The organism is Pseudomonas sp. NS1(2017) (genome assembly GCF_002269425.1).
Classification (GTDB): Bacteria; Pseudomonadota; Gammaproteobacteria; order Pseudomonadales; family Pseudomonadaceae; genus Aquipseudomonas; species Aquipseudomonas reactans.
The window spans coordinates 2,392,493-2,409,756 of the sequence record NZ_CP022960.1 but is presented as its reverse complement, the minus strand read 5'-3'; the positions used below and the strand labels follow the sequence as shown (position 1 = coordinate 2,409,756).

Annotated in this window: 21 protein-coding genes; 6 read left to right on the top strand and 15 right to left on the bottom strand. The window is 60.1% G+C overall.

The annotated features are described in order from the left end of the window. Positions 1-10: 10 nt before the first annotated feature. A complete protein-coding gene (locus CI807_RS11435; RefSeq protein ID WP_016978308.1) occupies positions 11-598 on the bottom strand; it encodes a YajG family lipoprotein in 588 nt (195 codons plus the stop codon). Positions 599-780: 182 nt separating this feature from the next. Here CI807_RS11435 and CI807_RS11430 point away from each other — a divergent pair, with 182 nt between their 5' ends. Both CI807_RS11430 and mqo read left to right on the top strand, forming a co-directional pair. Continuing rightward, a complete protein-coding gene (locus CI807_RS11430) occupies positions 781-1,014 on the top strand; it encodes a hypothetical protein (protein WP_016978309.1) in 234 nt (77 codons plus the stop codon). Positions 1,015-1,732: 718 nt separating this feature from the next. Continuing rightward, positions 1,733-3,271 carry a malate dehydrogenase (quinone) gene (gene mqo / locus CI807_RS11425; RefSeq protein ID WP_095014733.1) on the top strand — a complete coding sequence of 513 codons (1,539 nt, stop codon included), beginning with the start codon at positions 1,733-1,735 and terminating at the stop codon, positions 3,269-3,271. A 105-nt stretch (positions 3,272-3,376) separates the two neighbouring features. Here mqo and CI807_RS11420 read toward each other — a convergent pair whose 3' ends face one another. The 4 genes from CI807_RS11420 to CI807_RS11405 all read right to left on the bottom strand — a co-directional run bounded on the left by CI807_RS11420 (position 3,377) and on the right by CI807_RS11405 (position 5,288). Next, on the bottom strand, positions 3,377-3,664 hold the full coding sequence (locus CI807_RS11420) for a PA4642 family protein (RefSeq protein WP_095014732.1): 288 nt from the start codon (positions 3,662-3,664) through the stop codon (positions 3,377-3,379). 74 nt (positions 3,665-3,738) lie between these two features. Continuing rightward, positions 3,739-4,224, bottom strand: a complete 486-nt coding sequence (locus CI807_RS11415) for a hypothetical protein (RefSeq protein ID WP_095014731.1) — start codon at positions 4,222-4,224, stop codon at positions 3,739-3,741. A 35-nt stretch (positions 4,225-4,259) separates the two neighbouring features. Then, positions 4,260-4,727 carry a WbuC family cupin fold metalloprotein gene (locus tag CI807_RS11410; RefSeq protein WP_095014730.1) on the bottom strand — a complete coding sequence of 156 codons (468 nt, stop codon included), beginning with the start codon at positions 4,725-4,727 and terminating at the stop codon, positions 4,260-4,262. A 3-nt stretch (positions 4,728-4,730) separates the two neighbouring features. Next, the gene (locus tag CI807_RS11405; protein ID WP_095014729.1) at positions 4,731-5,288 is read right to left on the bottom strand and encodes a hypoxanthine-guanine phosphoribosyltransferase; all 558 of its coding nucleotides are present in this window, start codon (positions 5,286-5,288) and stop codon (positions 4,731-4,733) included. Positions 5,289-5,452: 164 nt separating this feature from the next. Between CI807_RS11405 and upp the strand changes: the two genes are divergently transcribed. Together upp and CI807_RS11395 are read left to right on the top strand one after the other, a co-directional pair. Next, a complete protein-coding gene (gene upp, locus CI807_RS11400) occupies positions 5,453-6,091 on the top strand; it encodes a uracil phosphoribosyltransferase (protein WP_010213094.1) in 639 nt (212 codons plus the stop codon). A 2-nt stretch (positions 6,092-6,093) separates the two neighbouring features. After that, positions 6,094-7,368 carry a uracil-xanthine permease family protein gene (locus CI807_RS11395; protein ID WP_095014728.1) on the top strand — a complete coding sequence of 425 codons (1,275 nt, stop codon included), beginning with the start codon at positions 6,094-6,096 and terminating at the stop codon, positions 7,366-7,368. 59 nt (positions 7,369-7,427) lie between these two features. Here the strand turns inward: CI807_RS11395 and hisC are convergent, their stop codons facing one another. The 10 genes from hisC to CI807_RS11345 form a co-directional block, all read right to left on the bottom strand. Next, positions 7,428-8,480 carry a histidinol-phosphate transaminase gene (gene hisC, locus CI807_RS11390; protein ID WP_095014727.1) on the bottom strand — a complete coding sequence of 351 codons (1,053 nt, stop codon included), beginning with the start codon at positions 8,478-8,480 and terminating at the stop codon, positions 7,428-7,430. 3 nt (positions 8,481-8,483) lie between these two features. Beyond that, positions 8,484-9,806 (bottom strand): histidinol dehydrogenase, encoded by a 1,323-nt coding sequence (gene hisD / locus CI807_RS11385; RefSeq protein WP_095014726.1) that lies wholly within the window; start codon positions 9,804-9,806, stop codon positions 8,484-8,486. Between the two features lie 128 nt (positions 9,807-9,934). Beyond that, positions 9,935-10,570: an ATP phosphoribosyltransferase gene (gene hisG / locus CI807_RS11380; protein WP_010213102.1), complete on the bottom strand. Its 636-nt coding sequence runs from the start codon at positions 10,568-10,570 to the stop codon at positions 9,935-9,937. 213 nt (positions 10,571-10,783) lie between these two features. After that, positions 10,784-12,049 carry a UDP-N-acetylglucosamine 1-carboxyvinyltransferase gene (murA, locus tag CI807_RS11375; protein WP_095014725.1) on the bottom strand — a complete coding sequence of 422 codons (1,266 nt, stop codon included), beginning with the start codon at positions 12,047-12,049 and terminating at the stop codon, positions 10,784-10,786. A 23-nt stretch (positions 12,050-12,072) separates the two neighbouring features. Next, positions 12,073-12,312 carry a BolA family protein gene (locus tag CI807_RS11370; protein WP_003188597.1) on the bottom strand — a complete coding sequence of 80 codons (240 nt, stop codon included), beginning with the start codon at positions 12,310-12,312 and terminating at the stop codon, positions 12,073-12,075. A 114-nt stretch (positions 12,313-12,426) separates the two neighbouring features. Next, a complete protein-coding gene (locus CI807_RS11365) occupies positions 12,427-12,732 on the bottom strand; it encodes a lipid asymmetry maintenance protein MlaB (RefSeq protein WP_095014724.1) in 306 nt (101 codons plus the stop codon). Further along, on the bottom strand, positions 12,729-13,376 hold the full coding sequence (locus CI807_RS11360) for a phospholipid-binding protein MlaC (RefSeq protein WP_016976201.1): 648 nt from the start codon (positions 13,374-13,376) through the stop codon (positions 12,729-12,731). The genes CI807_RS11365 and CI807_RS11360 overlap by 4 nt, the downstream gene beginning before the upstream one ends. Before the next feature lie 11 nt (positions 13,377-13,387). Beyond that, complete coding sequence (gene mlaD, locus CI807_RS11355; protein WP_003171814.1) at positions 13,388-13,855, bottom strand: outer membrane lipid asymmetry maintenance protein MlaD; 468 nt, start codon at positions 13,853-13,855, stop codon at positions 13,388-13,390. After that, entirely contained in the window at positions 13,855-14,652 is a 798-nt protein-coding gene (mlaE, locus tag CI807_RS11350; protein WP_010213107.1) for a lipid asymmetry maintenance ABC transporter permease subunit MlaE, read from the bottom strand. The genes mlaD and mlaE overlap by 1 nt, the downstream gene beginning before the upstream one ends. Then, on the bottom strand, positions 14,652-15,461 hold the full coding sequence (locus CI807_RS11345) for an ATP-binding cassette domain-containing protein (protein ID WP_003171811.1): 810 nt from the start codon (positions 15,459-15,461) through the stop codon (positions 14,652-14,654). The genes mlaE and CI807_RS11345 overlap by 1 nt, the downstream gene beginning before the upstream one ends. A gap of 297 nt (positions 15,462-15,758) precedes the next feature. Between CI807_RS11345 and CI807_RS11340 the strand changes: the two genes are divergently transcribed. Both CI807_RS11340 and CI807_RS11335 read left to right on the top strand, forming a co-directional pair. Beyond that, entirely contained in the window at positions 15,759-16,733 is a 975-nt protein-coding gene (locus CI807_RS11340) for a KpsF/GutQ family sugar-phosphate isomerase (protein ID WP_033899378.1), read from the top strand. Continuing rightward, the gene (locus tag CI807_RS11335) at positions 16,734-17,258 is read left to right on the top strand and encodes an HAD family hydrolase (RefSeq protein WP_095014723.1); all 525 of its coding nucleotides are present in this window, start codon (positions 16,734-16,736) and stop codon (positions 17,256-17,258) included. It begins immediately after the preceding gene. The last annotated feature ends 6 nt before the right edge of the window (positions 17,259-17,264 follow it).

The window sequence follows — 17,264 nt, the reverse complement described above, 5'->3', positions numbered from 1 at the left end:
GTTGAATCGGTTATTGCGAGCTGAGCAAGGAACCGATGCTTGGGTCCTTGAACAGGCGGGTCAACGCATCACTGAGGACGTCGCTGACCAGCTTGGTGTTGGTTTCCTGGTTCGGCGACATGCCGAAGCGCTGGTTCAGGGACGCACCGTAGCGACCGCTGTAGCGACGGGTGCCGGCGCTGACGTCGGACTTGAAGGTCGCGCCGATGGACGCTTCGGTCACGTACAGGCCGTCTTTAGGCGACTGGTACTTCAGCTCGGCCAGGGTGATGGTCAATTGCGGCGCACCCGGCGCATTGGGGCTTGGGGTGAAACCCAGCAGACGCACGGCGGCTTCAGCCTGGGCCTGCAGCTTGGGCAGTACGTCCTGGGCATTCACAGAAACCAAAGCGGTCTCAGGGTACAGGCCACCGCGCGAGCCGAGGGTTGGCGATGGACGGCCATCCACCACACGCACCGACACCGGCTGGCCGTGCCCGACAGGCGCCAGCTGCGAGGTGACTTTCGGCTCTGGACTGAGTTGTTGCGGGCTGTTGGCGCAGCCAACCAGGGTCAAACTGGTCACAGTGATCAAACCGAACAACAGGCGTTGCAACATACTCATTTCTCCAAGACTAGGCGCAAACAGGCCAGCAGTATAACGGTGCACGCACGCCACTCACCAGCCATCCTGAACGGGAGCTGAAGCCGCGTTGAAATTACAACTTCGCATAAATTCGTCATTCCAATGTCATGACACACTGGCAACCTTCAAGCATGTAACACCATAGGTACAAAGCCATGCGCCTTCTCAAATCGCTGTTCATGCCAAACGCCCGTCATCGCCACTATGCCTTGCTTGACGCACGCGGCCATTGCCTGGCGTTCAAACAGTGCAGCCTGCCTCCGGTCGGCGAGGGCTGGGTGGAAGTAGCGGAGACCCATCTGGGTTGGATGCACCGTCCGCTGCCGGCCAGCGCCCGGGTGAACTCGATGTCGACACATGGGCACCCACGCCACGCGCTGGCTTCCTGACCAGATCCTTAATAAAAGTCATAAAACACGCCCATTTCCCTGGCGTTCTTCGCTACAATCTCCCCCCGATTATAAGGACGTCTCCTGATCGGGCCTCGCAGCATCGTTAATGCCTCGGCACTAACCCCACAATCGCCCACAGAGAGCCGCCCACACAGATCGAGTGAAGCTGGTGTGCTTGCTGTTTTCCTTGCAAACCATCCGCCTTTACCGAATCTGCCAGAGCTGCCATTGCGCTCGGCCACTTGAGTTGTTTGCCCGTTTTGCCGCGTGTCGGCTAGGGGCCAGGTGCCAGGCTGGGGCAGCCCTTTTTTGAGGTTCACGTCTTCAAAAGAGCGTGAAAAAACGGGTTTTCACAACTTCACAAGAGTGTGGCGAGCAAATGAATAGTTTGGCGTTTGTACAAGCACCATCAGCGTCTGGAACAGCCCAACCACACAGGACCGAGCACGCCTTAAAAACCGGAGCTTGAGCCTGTCCGCTACGGATTGGTTGCACGAATCGCACGCTTTGACCATAAGTCGAATTGCCACAGGCGCCCATGAATGCGTTCATAGGCAGATTAGCCCGGCAGGAAGCGTGCGCTGAACATGCAAAGAATTGCGAATCGGACATGGCGATCCTGGCCATGGGTAACCTGGGGCAACACGTGAACCGCCCCGTCACTCCTGGCAGCCATGCCGTCAATTTGGTGCTGCAGATTTTGGAGACGCGTTAAATGGCGCATAACGAAGCAGTCGACGTAGTACTGGTAGGGGCCGGCATCATGAGTGCCACCCTGGCCGTACTGCTCAAAGAGCTCGACCCCGGCCTCAAGCTGGAAGTCGTTGAGCTGATGGATTCGGGTGCCGCGGAAAGTTCCAACCCGTGGAACAACGCCGGGACCGGCCACGCCGGGCTGTGTGAGCTGAACTACACACCCCAGGCCGCCGATGGCTCCATCGACATCAAGAAAGCCGTGCACATCAACACTCAGTTCGAGGTGTCGAAGCAGTTCTGGGCGTACCTGACCAAAAAGGGCACCTTTGGCTCGTCCAAGTCCTTTATCAGCCCGGTGCCGCACCTGAGCTTCGTGCAGGGCGACAAAGGCGTGGACTTCCTCAAGAAACGCTTTGAAACCCTCAGCCAGCACCACGCGTTTTCGGACATGCACTACACCGAAGACCGTAGCGAAATGGCCGAGTGGATGCCGCTGATGATGCCGGGCCGCCCGCTCGACGAAAAAATCGCGGCCACCCGTGTCATGAACGGCACTGACGTCAACTTCGGCGCACTGACCAACCAACTGCTCAGCCACCTGACCAGCTCGCCCGACGCCCAGGTCAAGTACTGCAAGCGCGTGACCGGCCTTAAGCGCAACGGCGCGGGCTGGACCGTGAGCATCAAGGACGTCAACAGCGGCAACAGCCGTGAAGTGGACGCCAAGTTCGTGTTCCTCGGCGCCGGTGGCGCGGCCCTGCCGCTGCTGCAAGCTTCGGGCATCGAGGAGAGCAAAGGCTTTGGCGGCTTCCCGGTCAGCGGCCAATGGCTGCGTTGCGACAACCCGGAAGTGGTCAAGCATCACCAGGCCAAGGTCTATAGCCAGGCTGCCGTAGGTTCGCCACCGATGTCCGTGCCACACCTGGACACCCGTGTGGTGGATGGCAAGAAATCCCTGCTGTTCGGGCCATACGCCGGCTTTACAACCAAGTTCCTCAAGCACGGCTCGTTCCTCGACCTGCCGATGTCGATTCGCGCCGGCAACATCGGCCCGATGCTCGCCGTGGCCCGCGACAACATGGACCTGACCAAGTATCTGGTCAGCGAAGTACGCCAGTCCATGGAGCAGCGCCTGGAATCCCTGCGTCGCTTCTACCCGGAGGCGAAAGCCGAAGACTGGCGCCTGGAAGTGGCCGGCCAACGGGTGCAGATCATCAAGAAAGACCCGAAAAAAGGCGGCGTGCTGCAATTTGGCACCGAGCTGGTCGCGGCCAAAGACGGCTCGCTGGCCGCGCTGCTGGGTGCATCCCCGGGTGCTTCGGTGACCGTTTCGATCATGCTGGAATTGATCGAGAAGTGCTTCCCGAGCAAAGCCGCGGGTGAATGGGCCGCCAAGTTGCAGGAAATTTTCCCGGCACGGGAAAAAGTCTTGGAAACGGATGCGGAGCTGTATCGCAAGATCAACGCGCAGAACAACATCAGCCTGGAGCTGGTTGAACCCGTAGGAGCGAGCTCGCTCGCGAAAAACGTCAACGATAACGCAGCGCATATGGATTAACGCAGCGCTCTCTGGTTTTTCGCGAGCAAGCTCGCTCCTACAGTAGAAAGCAAAAACGCCCCGCTCTCGCAATGAGAACGGGGCGTTTTTTTATGTCTCGGATAATCAGCCGCGAGTGCTTTCGATCAGTTCGATGTACTCGTCCGCGTTGCGCTGGTCCTTGATCAGGTCGACGAAGGTCTGGCCATGCTCATCCTTGCCGTCGAGGTCCAGACCCGCTTCCTTGAAAAAGCCCAGGAACCGCTCGAAATCGTCGATACGCAGGCCACGGTAGGCCTTGATCAGTTTGTGCAGGGACGGGGAAGTCGCGTCGACCGGCTCGAAGTCCAGGAACAACTTGATCTGATCGTCGCCGATCTCGTCACCAATCACCTGTTTCTTATCTTTACGCATTACCGACTCCAGCCTGCAGACATTTACACGGGGTTTGAAGTCTACCTGCGGGGCGCGGGCTTGTGTAGGCGGGGCTACCTGGCCTTTGCAGCCCCTGTGTGCAGATCCGCCCAGATATGCCCATTGGCATAACTCAGGAACTGCACATACACGGCGTCATTGCGCAGCAGGTCGACAATCACGCGGTATTGAGCCAGCGGGTAGGACAAGGTCAGGGTTTTACTCTTGTCATCGTAGGCCGGCTTTTTCAGGCTTTTGCTTTCGGCGTCGAAATTGAGCACCACTTGGGCGATCGTCGCGCCTTTGTTCAGGGGCTTGCCCTTGAGGCGGATCATCAGCGGCGAGGTCACCGGGATCGGCTGTTGGCTGGACTGGCGCTGGTTGCCCACCACCACCGCGTACTCGGTGACTTGCAGCAATTGCTGCTGGTCCGGCGCTTCGGCGCGCAGGGTCAGGTCATCCGAGGGCAGGAACTGGCTGTGCATCGGTGCAGGCGCAGCGGCCAGCGGCAGGCTGAGGGTCAGCGCCAGGGCGGCGCAGGTGCGTATCAACAGGCTCATGGGCCGCTCCGGTAAGATGGGCCCAGCACTGTAGCTCAATCGAACTGGGCAAGCATCCAGCGTTGATACTCGGCCACCCCGGCATCGCCTTCGCGGGGCGCCCAGTCGGCCTGTTCACCCTCGCCCACCGGACGATAGGGCCCAGCCTTGCACTCGAACATCACGGTGTCGGGCTCCAGCACCACCAAACCGTGGAATACGCCGGGTGGAAGATCGACGCCGGCGCATTCACCACCGGCCTGCATCACACGCTTGGCGAGCACTTCGCCCGTTTCGCTGAACACCAGCAAACCCAGGCTGCCCTGCAGCACAAGCAAGGTTTCCGCCTTGTCCGCACTCAGGTGACGATGGGGCGGCACATAAGTGCTGGGTTGCAACCCTACGGCCAGACGGTGGCAAGGTTCTTCCATCTGATGGAAGTTGTGATGGTGCCGGCCACGAGGGCTGGCGCCCGCTTTCTCGGCCAGTTCGGCAAACAGCGTCTGATCAAGAAAGCGGGCCATGGCTTACATCCCTTTGACGGCGTAGATGCCATTGGCGTTGCGCCAGTAGCCTTTGTAGTCCATGCCGTAACCGAAGATGTAGCGGTCGATGCACGGCAGGCCGACATAATCGGCCTTGAGGTCTGGGCGGGCCTTGCGGTCGTGGTCTTTATCGATCAGCACGGCGGTGTGCACGTTGCGCGCGCCGGCGTGTTTGCAGAAGTCGATGATCGCGCCCAGGGTGTGGCCTTCATCGAGGATGTCGTCGATGATCAGCACGTCGCGGTCGATGAACGAAACTTCCGGCTTGGCTTTCCAGAACAGGTCGCCGCCACTGGTTTCGTTGCGATAGCGGGTGGCGTGCAGGTAAGACGCTTCCAGCGGGAATTGCAGGTGGGTCAGCAATTTTCCGGCGAAGATCAGGCCACCGTTCATCACGCAGAAGACCACCGGGTTGGTGTCGGCCATTTCGCGGGTGATGTGCGCGCCGACCTTGGCGATCGCCGCTTCGACTTGCGCTTCAGTGTACAGGCAGTCAGCCTCGCGCATGATTTGACGGATATGCTCGAGATCAGCGGACATGGCGCTCTCCAAGGGGGTGCTGTGGCAAGAAAAGCGGGCGAAGGTACGCTTCTCGTGCGCTCCGAGCAAGCGTTAATGGACTAACGTACTAGATGTCTATAGGACAACACCCTCGGATAGATTAATCTAGGCCGGTTTTTTTGCCCGCCGCCGGAGCCTTTCCCATGCCCACTCGCGAGATCCGCCACCCGCTGATCCGACACAAGCTCGGCCTTATGCGCCGCGCCGACATTAGCACGAAGAACTTCCGTGAGCTTGCTCAGGAAGTCGGAGCGTTGCTCACTTACGAAGCCACCAAGGATTTGCCCCTGGAAACCTACGAGATCCCCGGTTGGGCCGGTCCCGTCCAAGTGGAGAAAATCGCTGGCAAGAAAATCACCGTGGTCCCGATCCTGCGCGCCGGTATCGGCATGCTCGAAGGCGTCCTCAGCCTGATCCCTGGCGCCAAGGTCAGCGCCGTGGGCGTAGCCCGCAATGAAGAGACGCTGGAGGCCCACACCTACCTGGAAAAACTCGTTCCGGAAATCAACGAGCGCTTGGCGATGATCATCGACCCGATGCTGGCCACCGGCAGTTCCATGGTTGCCACCATCGACCTGCTGAAAAAAGCCGGTTGCCGGGACATCCGCGCCATGGTTCTCGTCGCTGCGCCCGAAGGCATTGCGGCCGTCGAGAAGGCCCACCCGGACGTGCAGATCTACACCGCCTCCATCGACGAGCGCCTGAACGAACACGGCTACATCATCCCAGGCCTGGGCGATGCCGGTGACAAGATCTTCGGCACCAAGCAGAAGGACGCGTGAGCATGCAGGATGAATTCAACGACCCGCTTTGGCGCCAGATCCTGTCTGGCGCACAAATGCTCTTCGTAGCATTTGGCGCGTTGGTGTTGATGCCGCTGATCACAGGTCTTGATCCAAACGTTGCATTGTTCACCGCCGGCCTGGGCACGTTGCTGTTCCAGGTCGTAACGGGCCGCCAGGTGCCAGTCTTCCTGGCGTCGAGCTTTGCCTTCATCACCCCGATCATTCTCGCCAAGCAGCAATTCGGCCTCGCGGCGACCATGGGCGGGGTGATGGCGGCCGGTTTCGTCTACACCTTCCTGGGCGCTGCCGTGAAGATCAAGGGCACCGGTTTCATCGACCGACTGCTGCCTCCCGTGGTCATTGGCCCGGTGATCATCTCCATCGGCCTCGCCATGGCACCGATTGCCGCGAACATGGCGATGGGCAAAGGCGGTGACGGTGCCGAACTGATCCCCTACAAGACAGCGATGCTGATCTCGATGCCGGCGCTGCTGACCACGTTGATCGTGGCGGTGTTCGGCCAGGGTATTTTCCGCCTGGTGCCAATCATCTCTGGCGTGCTGGTGGGTTTTGCCATGTCGTTCTACTTTGGCGTGGTCGACACGGCGAAGATCGCCGCCGCGCCGTGGTTCGCCCTGCCCCACTTCACCGCGCCGGAATTCAACTGGCAGGCGATCCTGTTCATCGTTCCCGTGGCCCTGGCCCCGGCGATCGAACATATCGGTGGTGTGATTGCGGTGGGCAGCGTGACCGGTCGCGACTACCTGAAGAAGCCTGGCCTGCACCGCACCCTGCTGGGCGACGGCATTGCCACTACGGCAGCCGGTATGTTTGGTGGCCCGCCTAACACGACCTACGCGGAAGTGACCGGTGCGGTGATGCTGACCAAGAACTACAACCCGAAGATCATGACCTGGGCGGCAGTGTTTGCCATCAGCCTGGCGTTCATCGGCAAGTTCGGCGCACTGCTGCAGAGCATCCCCGTGCCGGTGATGGGCGGGATTCTGTGCCTGCTGTTCGGCTCAATCGCGGCGGTGGGCATGAACACGCTGATCCGCCACAAGATTGACCTGGGCGAGGCGCGCAACCTGGTGATCGTGTCAGTGACGTTGGTGTTCGGGATTGGCGGTGTGCTGGTCGGCACCGGCACCGGCCCGGACGACTTCGGCCTCAAGGGCATCGCCCTGTGTGCGGTGGTAGCGATTGGCTTGAACCTGCTGCTGCCGGGCAATGATGGTTGGAAGAACAAGAAGCCGGATGAGCCGTTGATCTGACGGTTGAGCCAATAAAAATGGGAGCCCACAGGCTCCCATTTTTGTTTCAAGCGTCGGTGTTACAGCTCACCAAGGCCATCGATCAGCGCCTGGTTCTGCTCCGGCGTGCCGATGCTGATCCGCAGGAATTGCGCAATCCGCGCCTGTTTGAAGTGCCGCACGATCACACCTTGCTCACGCAACTTGGCCGCCAGGCCGGCAGCGTCGTGCTTGGGGTGACGAGCAAAGATAAAGTTCGCTGCCGACGGCAACACTTCAAAGCCCTTCGCCTCCAACTGCCCGACCACCTTGTTGCGGCTGTCGATCACCAACTGACACGTCTTGTCGAAGTACTCACGGTCCTCGAACGCCGCCGCCGCGCCGACAATCGCCAGGCGATCCAGCGGATAGGAGTTGAAGCTGTTCTTGACCCGCTCCAGCGCCTCGATCAGGTCCGGATGGCCCACGGCCAGGCCCACCCGCAAACCGGCCAGTGAGCGCGATTTGGACAGGGTCTGGGTCACCAGCAGGTTCGGGTAACGGTCCACCAGGCTAATGGCGGTTTCGCCACCGAAGTCGATATAGGCTTCATCGACCACCACCACCGAATCCGGGCTAGCCTTGAGGATCTGCTCCACCGCGTCCAGCACCAGCACTGTGCCGGTCGGCGCGTTCGGGTTGGGGAAGATGATCCCACCGTTGGGCTTGGCGTAATCCGCCACACGAATCTGGAACTGTTCGTCCAGCGGCACCGGGTCGGATTGGATGCCATACAGGCCGCAGTACACCGGGTAGAAGCTATAGCTGATGTCCGGGAACAGCAGCGGCAGGTCGTGCTGGAACAGGCCGTGGAAAATGTGCGCGAGGACTTCATCGGAACCATTGCCGAGGAACACCTTGCCGGCATCAATCCCGTAATACTTGGCGACCGCCTGCTTGAGCAGGTCGCTGTTGGGGTCCGGGTACAGGCGCAGGTTGTCGTTCAACTCGGCCTGCATCGCGGCCAACGCCTTGGGCGATGGGCCGTAGGGGTTTTCATTGGTGTTGAGCTTGACCAGTTTGGTCAGCTTGGGTTGCTCGCCGGGCACGTAAGGCACGAGGTCCTTGACGAAAGGGCTCCAGAATTTGCTCATGTCTCAGTTCCCCTTCTCTTCAAGGATGCGGTATTCAGCGCTACGGGCGTGAGCGCTCAGGGACTCACCACGGGCCAGCACCGAGGCGGTCTTGCCCAGTTCGGAAGCACCCTGTGGCGAACAGAAGATGATCGACGAACGCTTCTGGAAGTCATACACCCCCAGCGGCGAGGAGAAACGCGCGGTGCCGGACGTCGGCAGCACGTGATTCGGGCCCGCGCAGTAGTCGCCCAAGGCTTCGCTGGTGTGGCGGCCCATGAAGATCGCGCCGGCGTGACGAATCGACGGCAGCCAGGCTTGCGGATCGGCGACGGACAGCTCCAGGTGCTCCGGCGCGATGCGGTTGGCCACTTCAATGGCCTGCTCCATGTCGCGCACCAGGATCAACGCGCCACGGCCATTGATTGATTTCTCGATGATCTCGGCGCGGTCCATGGTCGGCAGCAGCTTGTTGATGCTGGTGGCGACCTGGTCGAGGAACGCGGCGTCCGGGCTGACCAGGATCGCCTGGGCGTCTTCGTCGTGCTCGGCCTGGGAAAACAGGTCCATGGCGATCCAGTCCGGATCAGTCTGACCGTCGCACACCACGAGGATTTCCGACGGGCCGGCGATCATGTCGATACCGACCTGGCCGAACACGTGGCGCTTGGCGGTGGCGACGTAGATATTCCCAGGGCCGACCACCTTGTCGACTTTCGGCACGCTCTCGGTGCCATAAGCCAAGGCCGCGACGGCTTGAGCGCCGCCGATGGTGAACACGCGGTCGACACCGGCGATGCAGGCGGCGGCCAGCACCAGTTCGTTGATTTCACCGCGCGGGGTCGGCACCACCATGACCACTTCGGTTACGCCCGCCACTTTGGCAGGGATCGCGTTCATCAACACCGACGACGGATACGACGCCTTGCCGCCCGGCACGTACAGACCAGCGCGGTCCAGCGGTGTGACCTTCTGGCCGAGCACGGTGCCGTCGGCCTCGGTGTAGCTCCAGGAGTCCTGTTTCTGTTTTTCGTGGTAGCTGCGCACGCGCGACGCCGCGATTTCCAGTGCTTCGCGCTGAGGTGCAGTAATGCGCGTCAGCGCCAGCTCCAAGCGTTCACGGGGCAGGATCAGGTCGGACATCGACGCGACGTCCAGGCCATCGAACTGGCGGGTGAAGTCCACCAGCGCCGCATCACCGCGCTCGCGCACGGCCTTGATGATGTCGAGCACTCGCCCGTTGACCGACTCGTCGGACACGCTTTCCCAGCTCAGCAGATGATCCAGATGATGGGCGAAATCCGGGTCGGCAGCGTTGAGTCGGGCAATTGCAGTGGACGTGGTCATAGCGAGGGCCTCAATAGAATTGGCAAAAACTCAGGCGCCCTAAACTAGCAGTCGTTTCCGCTTGGGCACCTGAGAATTCTGGCTATGAGGCGGATAGACGGGCGCAGCCTTCCGGCTACGCGGGTAAGTCAACCGCGGTGTCGCGACTCCACTGCCTTGCGCAGGGTGTCGATCAACGCCTGGATACGGGCGTGCTGCATCTTCATCGAAGCTTTGTTGACGATCAGGCGGGAGCTGATGTCGGCAATGAATTCTTGCGGCTCAAGACCGTTGGCACGCAGGGTGTTGCCGGTGTCGACCACGTCGATGATCTTGTCGGCCAGGCCGATCAGCGGCGCCAGCTCCATCGAACCGTAGAGCTTGATGATGTCGACCTGACGACCTTGTTCGGCGTAGTAACGCTTGGCAACGTTGACGAACTTGGTCGCCACGCGCAGGCGGCCTTTAGGCTCGACATCGCCAACACGGCCGGCGGTCATCAGCTTGCACAGGGCAATACGCAGGTCCAACGGCTCGTACAGGCCCTGGCCGCCGTATTCCATCAGCACGTCCTTACCGGCGACACCGAGGTCGGCCGCACCATGCTCAACGTAGGTCGGCACGTCGGTAGCCCGCACGATCAACAGGCGAACGTCGTCCTGGGTCGTGGGGATGATCAGCTTGCGGCTCTTGTCCGGATTCTCGGTCGGCACGATGCCCGCTTCAGCCAGAAGCGGCAAAGTGTCGTCAAGGATGCGGCCCTTGGACAGTGCGATGGTTAACATGGGAAACGTCAGTCCTTCATCAGGCTATTGCTGCCCGGTCGCAAGCGGCGCCGGACACAGATCGAGGCCATAACAGCCTCGACTTGAAACAAATCTGTATTTGTAGGAGCGAGCTTGCTCGCGAAGAACTCATGGACACCGCGTTGATTCTAGATAAACACGTTATCGTTGAAGTTTTTCGCGAGCAAGCTCGCTCCTACAGCGCAGCAGGGACTAGCCCGGTACGCGGCGGATTTTTGCGCCGAGCATCTGCAGTTTTTCTTCGATGCACTCGTAGCCACGGTCTATGTGGTAGATGCGGTCGATCAATGTGTCGCCTTCGGCGATCAGTGCCGAGATCACCAGGCTGGCCGAAGCCCGCAGGTCGGTGGCCATCACTGGCGCGCCCTTGAGTTTCTCGGTGCCGGTAACGATGGCGGTGTTGCCTTCAACCTGAATCTTCGCGCCCATGCGGTGCAGCTCGTACACGTGCATGAAACGGTTTTCGAAGATGGTCTCGATCACGGCGCCGGTGCCTTCGGCAATGGCGTTCAAGGAGATGAACTGCGCCTGCATGTCGGTCGGGAAAGCCGGGTACGGAGCGGTACGCACGTTGACGGCTTTAGGACGCTTGCCGTGCATGTTCAGCTCGATCCAGTCTTCACCGGTGGTGATTTCGGCACCGGCTTCGCGCAGTTTTTCCAGGACCGCTTCCAGGATGGTCGGATCGGTGTCCTTGACCTTGACGCGGCCACCGGTCACGGCGGCGGCAACCAGGTAGGTGCCGGTCTCGATACGGTCTGGCATGACCTTGTAGGTAGCGGTGTGCAGGCGCTCTACACCATCGATGGTGATGGTGTCGGTGCCGGCGCCGGAAACCTTGGCGCCCATGGCGTTCAGGAAGTTGGCCAGGTCGACCACTTCCGGCTCGCGCGCGGCGTTCTGCAGCACGCTGCGGCCTTTGGCCAGGGCAGCGGCCATCATGATGTTCTCGGTACCGGTCACGCTGACGGTATCAAAGAAGAAGTTCGCGCCACGCAGGCCGCCTTCCGGCGCCTTGGCCTTGATGTAGCCGCCTTCGACGTCGATGACTGCGCCCATGGCTTCGAGGCCACGGATGTGCAGGTCCACCGGACGCGAGCCGATGGCGCAGCCGCCAGGCAGGGCGACTTCGGCTTCACCGAAACGGGCAACCATCGGGCCCAGCACCAGGATCGACGCACGCATGGTTTTCACCAGTTCGTACGGGGCGACCAGGGTCTTGATGGTGCGCGGGTCGATTTCAACGGCCAGCTTCTCGTCGATCACCGGCTCGATGCCCATGCGACCGAAGAGCTCGATCATGGTGGTGATGTCGTGCAGGTGCGGCAGGTTGGCCACGGTGACCGGGCCATCGCACAGCAGGGTCGCTGCCAGGATCGGCAAGGCGGAGTTTTTTGCACCGGAGATGCGAATCTCGCCATCAAGGCGGGCACCGCCGGTAATAATCAATTTATCCATAAGAATCTCGACGCCTTGGGGGCTCAGGTGCGCTCGGCCCAGGCCGCGCGGCTGAAAAATTTCATAGTGACCGCATGGATGCTGCCATCGGTGATCCACGGGTTCAAATGGGCATAGATCTGCTGTTGACGCTTGACCGGGCTGAGTGCCGCCAGTTCATCGCTAATCACGTTCAGCTGGAAGTTGCAGCCTTCGCCTTCAACTTCAACGGTCGTTTCCGGCAGCTTTCCTTCAAGAAAGCTCTTAACTTCTAGGGCCTGCATGCTCAACCTCTATCGGCGCCCAGTGCGCGCGGGTCGCACATCATACAAAAAAGCCCCGCGCCTGCGAACCCCGCATAGCAGGACTCTGACGGGGGGCCTCTTTAATAATGTGTATTAAGGATGGGCCAGCAGCTCGGTCAGCCCGGAAACCTCGGCGATTTCACGCATGTCTTCGGGCATTGCACGAATGCTGACCGGCTTTTTGGCCGCTTCGGCATCGCGCATAAAGCACAGCAGCAACGACAAACCAACGCTGCTGGACTTGGTCACTGCCGAACAATCCAGCACCAGCGCGAGCGCCGAGCTGGTGTTGATCAGGGCCTGGCCCTGCTTGCGCAGGTCAGGCCCGGTGCGGTAATCCAGCACGCCGCTGATGAACAGCTCGCCGGCATCGCCTAGACGAACAGCCGCTTCAGTCATTGTGCAGGCTTCCCGGCTTCTTTATCGGACGTTTCCTTGGCCTTGGCGACTTCGCCGGCCCAACCATTAATGGTTTTGTCCAGGTCGTTGCCATTACGCTGCATGGCATCGGCGAACTGGTCACGGAACAGCTTGCCGATGTTGATGCCATTGATGATCACGTTACGCAACTTCCACTCGCCGTTGACCTTCTCCAGGGTGTACTGCACCGGGTAGACGGCACCGTTGTTGCCCTTGACACTCATGTTGACGCTGGTGCGATCACCGGACTCGTCACCGGCCGGAGCGACGGTAATGCCCTGGTTGTTGTACTCAAGCAGTGCGTTGCCATAGAACTGAAACAGGCCACGCTTGAAGTTTTCCTGGAAGGTCTGCATCTGCGCCGGGGTCGCCTTGCGCGAATACTTGACAGTCATGATGCTGCGGGAAATGCCCTCTGCATCGACGACTGGGCCGACAATGGTGTTGAGTGCGTCGTAGAACTTACTCGGATCTTGCTTGTACTGCTCTTTATTGGCAGTCAGGTCAGCCAGCATCTTGCTGGTAGTGTCCTGCACCAGGTCGTGGGCAGAACCTGCAGCGTTAGCCATCAGCGGCAGCGCTGCCAACAACACCAGCAGGCCACGTCGCAAGGTAGAGATCATGAACAGATTCCTCATTTGGCGTCTTTATTGACCGTATTAAGCAGGAATTTACCGATCAGGTCTTCAAGCACCAGCGACGACTGTGTGTCGTGGATTGTCGAGCCATCCTTGAGCAGGGCTGTCTCCCCACCCACGCTGACACCGATGTATTTTTCGCCCAGCAGACCCGCAGTGAGGATAGATGCAGTGGAGTCGGTCGGCAGATTATCTACCTTCTTGTCCAGTTGCATGGTCACTCGCCCGGTGAAGCTGTCGCGATCCAGATCGATTGCCGTGACCTTGCCGATAGTCACACCGGCCATGGTCACTTTAGCTCTGACAGTCAAACCGGCGATATTGTCGAAGTACGCGTAAAGTTTATAAGTGTCGGCGGTGGGACTGGCCGACAGGCCACTGACTCGCAGGGCCAACAACAGTAAAGCCAGGATGCCAGCCAGCAAGAAAAGGCCGACACCGATTTCCACAGTGCGGTTTTGCATCAGAAATCTCCAAACATCAAGGCGGTCAAAATGAAGTCAAGGCCCAGTACCGCCAGCGAGGCGTACACAACGGTCTTGGTGGTGGCGCGACTGATCCCTTCTGAAGTGGGCTCACAGTCGTAGCCTTGGAATACGGCGATCCAGGTGACGACGAAGGCGAAGACGATGCTCTTTATGATGCCGTTGAGCACGTCACCGCTGAAGGTCACGCTGTTTTGCATGTTGGCCCAGTAGGAACCGTCGTAGACGCCCAGCCAGTCCACCGCCACCCACGAACCGCCCCAGATACCCACCACGCTGAAGATCATCGCCAGCAGTGGCAGGGAAATGAAACCAGCCCACAGGCGCGGGGCAACAATGTACTTGAGCGGGTCCACGCCGATCATTTCCAGGCTGGACAGTTGCTCGGTGGACTTCATGTTGCCGATTTCAGCAGTCAGCGCCGAACCCGCACGCCCGGCGAACAGCAAGGCGGTCACCACCGGCCCCAGTTCACGCAACAGCGTCAGGGCAACCATCTGCCCCACCGCCTGCTCCGAACCGTAGCTGGAAAGAATATTGAAGCCCTGCAACGCGAGCACCATGCCGATGAACACCCCGGAGACCACAATGATCACCAGGGACATCACGCCGACCGAATGCAGCTGTTTGATCAGCAGGCCAAAGCCGCCGCCAATGCCGCCGCGACCGAGCAGGGCGTGGAAGAGGAAAATCGTCGAACGGCCGAGCACTTCGACAATGTCGATACCCGAGCGGCCGAAAAGGCGAACCTTCTCGATGAGAGATGTCTTGCGCATCAGCGCTTCCCCAGAAGATCTGAGCGGTAATCCGCTGCCGGAAAATGAAAAGGCACCGGACCATCGGGATCGCCGGTCATGAATTGGCGAATGCGCGGGTTATCGGCGTTCATCAGCTCTTCAGGCGTGCCCTGACCCAGCACTTGGCCATCGCCAACAACATAGAGGTAATCGGCAATGCTCGCGGTTTCTGCAAGATCGTGGGAAACCACAATACTGGTGATGCCCAGCGCATCATTGAGCAAGCGGATCAAGCGCACCAGCACGCCCATGGCGATGGGGTCCTGGCCGACGAAGGGCTCGTCATACATGAGAATCTGCGGGTCGAGGGCAATGGCGCGCGCCAGGGCCACACGGCGCTTCATGCCGCCGGACAGCTCGTCAGGCATCAGGTCGATGGCACCACGAAGGCCTACGGCCTGCAGTTTCAGCAACACGATGTCACGAATCATTTCATCGGACAGCTGGGTATGCACCCGCAGCGGAAAGGCCACGTTCTCGAACACATCGAGGTCGGTGAACAGTGCACCGCTCTGGAACAGCACACCCATATGCTTGCGCGCATCGAACAGATCACTGCGCGACAGCGTCGGCAAGTTCTGGCCATTGACCCACACTTCGCCGGCGCTGGGACGCAACTGCATGCCCATCAGGCGCAACAGGGTGGTCTTGCCGCAACCGGAAGGCCCCATGATGCCCGTGACCTTGCCGCGCGGAATGCGGATATCGACGTTATTGAAGATGCTGCGCGTCCCGCGCTTGAAGGTCAGTCCCTTCAGCTCGACCGCGTAGGCGTTATCGGCACTCATCTAAACTCCTTGGGATGCAGCCTCTCACTCAGACACCACGCTTGTGACAAACGTTTGCAACCGTTGTGCAATAGTTGGCACGTGGGCTGGGCGGACCGAACTGGCGGCGAACTATATCACTGCTGGTACAAGGCGCCCAAGGCCGGAACAGCGCTTGTTCAGATTGGGGACAGGGAAAAGTCGTTACTCAGGATGAATCTCAGGTGCATTGCGAACAAACCCTGACGAACTAGCGTGAGGGAATTGATCATTACCGCTATAATCGCCGACTTTTCGTCAGGCTATACGATTTCAGACATGAGCCAATCCAGCGACCTTATTCAATCCGCACAACGCACCATCCGCCTCGAGCTTGAAGCCGTAGAAGGCTTGCTGGCGCATATCGACGCAGATTTCGTACGCGCCTGCGAGATGATTCTGGCCAGCAAGGGCCGCGTTGTCGTGGTCGGCATGGGCAAGTCGGGCCACGTCGGCAACAAAATCGCCGCCACCCTGGCCAGCACCGGGACCACCGCATTTTTCGTGCACCCGGCCGAAGCCAGCCACGGCGACATGGGCATGATCACCAAGGATGACATCATCCTGGCGCTGTCCAACTCCGGCACCACCAACGAAATCGTGACCCTGCTGCCGCTGATCAAGCGCCTGGGCATCCAGATGATCAGCCTCACCGGCAACCCGGATTCGACGCTGGCCAAGGCCGCCGAAGTGAACCTGAATGTTCACGTGGCCCACGAAGCCTGCCCGTTGAACCTGGCACCGACCTCCTCCACCACCGCCGCACTGGTCATGGGCGACGCCCTGGCCGTGGCGTTGCTGGAAGCCCGTGGGTTTACCGCTGAAGACTTCGCGTTTTCCCATCCAGGTGGCGCCTTGGGCCGTCGCCTGCTGTTGAAAGTGGAAAACGTCATGCATTCCGGTGATGAGTTGCCCCACGTCCAGCGCGGCACCTTATTGAAGGACGCGCTGATGGAAATGACCCGCAAGGGCCTCGGCATGACCGTGATCCTGGAAGCCGACGGCCGCCTGGCCGGGGTCTTCACCGACGGCGACTTGCGTCGCACCCTGGACCGCACCATAGATATCCACACCGCTACCATCGACGCGGTGATGACCCCTCACGGCAAGACCGCCCGCCCCGAGATGCTGGCAGCCGAAGCCTTGAAAATCATGGAAGACCACAAGATCGGCGCGCTGGTGGTAGTCGATGGCAATGACCACCCGATCGGCGCCCTGAACATGCACGACTTGCTGCGTGCGGGAGTGATGTAAATGACCAGCGACTTGTTGCAACGCGGTAAAAACATCAAATTGGCGATTTTCGACGTGGATGGCGTGCTGACCGATGGCCGCCTGTACTTCCTCGAAGACGGCAGCGAATTCAAGACGTTCAACACCCTCGACGGCCAGGGCATCAAGATGTTGATGTCGTCGGGCGTGCAAACGGCGATTATCAGCGGCCGGAAAACGCCGGTTGTGGAACGCCGCGCACAAAACCTGGGGATTCCTCACCTGTATCAGGGCCGTGAGGATAAACTGGTGGTTCTGGACGAGCTTCTTGGCCAACTCAACCTAAGCTATGAGCAGGTCGCCTACCTGGGCGATGACCTGCCAGACCTGCCGGTGATCCGTCGAGTAGGCCTGGGCATGGCCGTCGCCAATGCGGCGGCGTTTGTTCGCGAGCACGCCCATGGCATCACCACCGCCCGTGGCGGTGAAGGTGCCGCCCGCGAGTTCTGCGAGCTGATCCTGCGTGCCCAGGGCAGCCTTGAAGCGGCCCACGCCGCCTACTTATAGAGCGTT

Excerpts from the sequence above, each read along its gene's own strand:
- CI807_RS11360 (WP_016976201.1), bottom strand. The coding sequence starts at position 13,376 with ATGATCTCTACCTTGCGACGTGGCCTGCTGGTGTTGTTGGCAGCGCTG.
- mqo (WP_095014733.1), top strand. The coding sequence starts at position 1,733 with ATGGCGCATAACGAAGCAGTCGACGTAGTACTGGTAGGGGCCGGCATC.
- CI807_RS11335 (WP_095014723.1), top strand. The coding sequence starts at position 16,734 with ATGACCAGCGACTTGTTGCAACGCGGTAAAAACATCAAATTGGCGATT.
- hisG (WP_010213102.1), bottom strand. The coding sequence starts at position 10,570 with ATGTTAACCATCGCACTGTCCAAGGGCCGCATCCTTGACGACACTTTG.
- mlaD (WP_003171814.1), bottom strand. The coding sequence starts at position 13,855 with ATGCAAAACCGCACTGTGGAAATCGGTGTCGGCCTTTTCTTGCTGGCT.
- murA (WP_095014725.1), bottom strand. The coding sequence starts at position 12,049 with ATGGATAAATTGATTATTACCGGCGGTGCCCGCCTTGATGGCGAGATT.
- upp (WP_010213094.1), top strand. The coding sequence starts at position 5,453 with ATGCCCACTCGCGAGATCCGCCACCCGCTGATCCGACACAAGCTCGGC.
- hisD (WP_095014726.1), bottom strand. The coding sequence starts at position 9,806 with ATGACCACGTCCACTGCAATTGCCCGACTCAACGCTGCCGACCCGGAT.
- CI807_RS11365 (WP_095014724.1), bottom strand. The coding sequence starts at position 12,732 with ATGACTGAAGCGGCTGTTCGTCTAGGCGATGCCGGCGAGCTGTTCATC.
- CI807_RS11345 (WP_003171811.1), bottom strand. The coding sequence starts at position 15,461 with ATGAGTGCCGATAACGCCTACGCGGTCGAGCTGAAGGGACTGACCTTC.
- CI807_RS11395 (WP_095014728.1), top strand. The coding sequence starts at position 6,094 with ATGCAGGATGAATTCAACGACCCGCTTTGGCGCCAGATCCTGTCTGGC.
- CI807_RS11370 (WP_003188597.1), bottom strand. The coding sequence starts at position 12,312 with ATGCAGGCCCTAGAAGTTAAGAGCTTTCTTGAAGGAAAGCTGCCGGAA.
- CI807_RS11430 (WP_016978309.1), top strand. The coding sequence starts at position 781 with ATGCGCCTTCTCAAATCGCTGTTCATGCCAAACGCCCGTCATCGCCAC.
- CI807_RS11415 (WP_095014731.1), bottom strand. The coding sequence starts at position 4,224 with ATGAGCCTGTTGATACGCACCTGCGCCGCCCTGGCGCTGACCCTCAGC.
- mlaE (WP_010213107.1), bottom strand. The coding sequence starts at position 14,652 with ATGCGCAAGACATCTCTCATCGAGAAGGTTCGCCTTTTCGGCCGCTCG.
- CI807_RS11435 (WP_016978308.1), bottom strand. The coding sequence starts at position 598 with ATGTTGCAACGCCTGTTGTTCGGTTTGATCACTGTGACCAGTTTGACC.
- CI807_RS11410 (WP_095014730.1), bottom strand. The coding sequence starts at position 4,727 with ATGGCCCGCTTTCTTGATCAGACGCTGTTTGCCGAACTGGCCGAGAAA.
- CI807_RS11420 (WP_095014732.1), bottom strand. The coding sequence starts at position 3,664 with ATGCGTAAAGATAAGAAACAGGTGATTGGTGACGAGATCGGCGACGAT.
- CI807_RS11405 (WP_095014729.1), bottom strand. The coding sequence starts at position 5,288 with ATGTCCGCTGATCTCGAGCATATCCGTCAAATCATGCGCGAGGCTGAC.
- hisC (WP_095014727.1), bottom strand. The coding sequence starts at position 8,480 with ATGAGCAAATTCTGGAGCCCTTTCGTCAAGGACCTCGTGCCTTACGTG.
- CI807_RS11340 (WP_033899378.1), top strand. The coding sequence starts at position 15,759 with ATGAGCCAATCCAGCGACCTTATTCAATCCGCACAACGCACCATCCGC.